Origin of the sequence: Microcoleus sp. Pol12B4, from assembly GCF_036701385.1 — a bacterium.
Lineage (GTDB): Bacteria > Cyanobacteriota > Cyanobacteriia > Cyanobacteriales > Microcoleaceae > Microcoleus.
In genome coordinates this window covers 1-2,356 of record NZ_JAUBQR010000403.1, presented here as the reverse complement: position 1 = coordinate 2,356, position 2,356 = coordinate 1, and the positions used below count along the sequence as shown (strand labels likewise).

Sequence of the window (2,356 nt, the reverse complement as noted above, 5' to 3'; positions counted from 1 at the left end):
GCAGAACAGCAGGTGAGGCATTACGTTACAGAGATTGAGAAACGCCAGAGTTTTCGCCCCCTTGCTTTTATGAGTAATGGGGACAAGACATTTTTCTGGGATGTCGGGAACGAACATAAGCGCCAAGTGGCGGGTTTCTTCTCGCCCAGAGACTTGCAGAATTTGCTCTACATCCGTCAGAACAAAATCCCCTTACAACAGTTGAGCGTGAATCTTGCCATTGCCAACCGAACCTATCAGCAGTTGGCAATTCAACGGGTTAGCGAACGCTTTGACGATGGACACCGGCGGGCGCTGGTGGTGATGGCGACGGGAACGGGGAAAACGCGCACGATTATGGCGCTGATTGAGTTGTTTCTGAGAGCGAATTAAGCGCGGACGGTGCTATTTGTAGCGGATCGAGATGCGTTGGTGAAGCAGGCCCTAGATGAGAATTTTAAGGTTTATTTGCCGAACGAGCCAAGAGATAGAATCCGTACCTACAACATTGATTACAGCAAGCGGCTGTATGTGGGAACGCTGCAAACGCTGGTTAAGTGTTACAAAAAGTTCTCTCCTGGCTTCTTTGACGTGGTGATTTTTGATGAATCTCATCGATCGATTTACAACCAGTTCCGCGAGGTGGTGGAATATTTCGATGGGCGGATTATTGGACTAACGGCAACGCCAGCGGCTTTTATTGAGCGCAATACGTTCCAGCTTTTTCGCTGTGATGGTATTCCGACTTTTAATTATCCTTATCGAGATGCGGTGAATGAAGGCTATCTCGTAGATTACAGCCTTCGTCAAGCACAGACTCGCTTTCAACGGGAGGGGATACGCGGGGCAAATCTTTCTGAAGAAGACCGCAATACTTTGATTCAGCAAGGGTTAGATCCCGATGAAATTGATTATGAGGGGACGGAATTAGAGCGCACTGTCAGCAATCGGGATACGCTGCGGAGGCAGTGGGAAGAAATTATGGAGGTTTGCCACAAGGATGAATCGGGGCAGTATCCGGGTAAAACGATTGTATTTGCGGTGAGTCAAAACCATGCCCTGCGGTTGGCAAGCGTGTTTGAGGAGATGTATCCTCAGTATCCCGACATGGTGCAGGTGATTACTTCCCAGATGGAACGCACCGATGATTTGATCGATCGATTCAAGAAGGAAGAGATGCCGCGCATTGCTATTTCTGTCGATTTGCTGGATACCGGGATAGACGTGCCGGAGGTGGTCAATTTGGTGTTTGTGAAGCCCGTCCATTCTCTGATCAAAATGCAGCAGATGATTGGACGGGGGACGCGCAGTAATGACGCTTGCCGCTATTTTCATCGGCTTCCCAATGGGCATAAGGATGAGTTTCTGATTATCGACTTCTGGGAGAATGAGTTTGATAAAGACCCCAGTGAGGAGACGGTGACACAAAATCTGCCTGTTACGGTAAAGATTTTTAACACGCGCTTGAAGCTGCTGGAACTTTATCTAAATAATCAGGAATCGGCAGATTGTCAGCAGGCAATTAGGGATTTACGGCAGCAAATTAACCAAATTCCCCGCGATGCGTTTAGCGTGCAGCAGGTTTATTCTCAGATTGAGCAAGCTTGGACGGATGGATTTTGGCGGTATCTGAGTCAGCGCAATATTGATTTTCTCCGCACTCAGGTTGCGCCGTTGCTGAGGTTTGTGGCGGGGGTGGATGTGGCGGCGGCGACGTTTACAAATAAGGTGGAACGGTTGAAGCTGGAGATTCTCACCGATGGGGCAAAACCGGGGACGTTGGAATCGATCGCGGAGGATGTGAGTCGGTTGCCGGATTTTGTGTTTGAGGACTCCCAGCGTCGGGGCTCGGCGGATTTTTGCTTGTCGCATCGGCTGCGGAAGGCGACACCGGAAGAGTTAAATCGGGCGATCGCGGATTTGGCGAATCAGATGAAAAATCGGCGTCAGCGTCCCAGTTCGTTTATTGAGATTGATTTGGGCGATCGTATTGCTACCAGTGGTTATATCAGCTTGGGAGAAGGGGGAGAACAGGTTTATGTGGAGGAATATCGCCAACGAGTTGAGGCGAAGGTGTTGGAAATTGTCGAAAATCACCCGACAATTGCAGCAATTCGCAACGGGGAAGCAGTGACGGACTTGCAACTGGTGGCGTTAGAGCGTATTCTAAGGCAGGAGTTGGGTGGCCCAAACGTGCAGTTGTCGGAGTCGAATATTCGCAAGGCGTTTAATCTGAAGGTGAATAGTTTATTATCGTTTCTGCGAGAGCTGTTCGAGATTGAGGGATTGCCGGATTATCAAGATGTGGTAAGGCGGAATTTTGAGGATTTTATTGCCCAACGGCAGTTTAACTCCAATCAGATTCAGTTTTTAAGGG

The 2,356-nt window shown here is 49.1% G+C and carries 1 protein-coding gene and 1 pseudogene; both read left to right on the top strand.

The window, feature by feature from the left end; translation table 11 throughout:
- Nucleotides 1-69 precede the first annotated feature (69 nt).
- Nucleotides 70-750, top strand: a pseudogene (locus QUA38_RS28550) (DEAD/DEAH box helicase family protein); the annotation flags it as partial.
- A gap of 210 nt (nt 751-960) precedes the next feature.
- A partial coding sequence (locus tag QUA38_RS28545; protein WP_333167815.1) for a type I restriction-modification enzyme R subunit C-terminal domain-containing protein occupies nt 961-2,356 on the top strand: 1,396 nt, incomplete at its 3' end.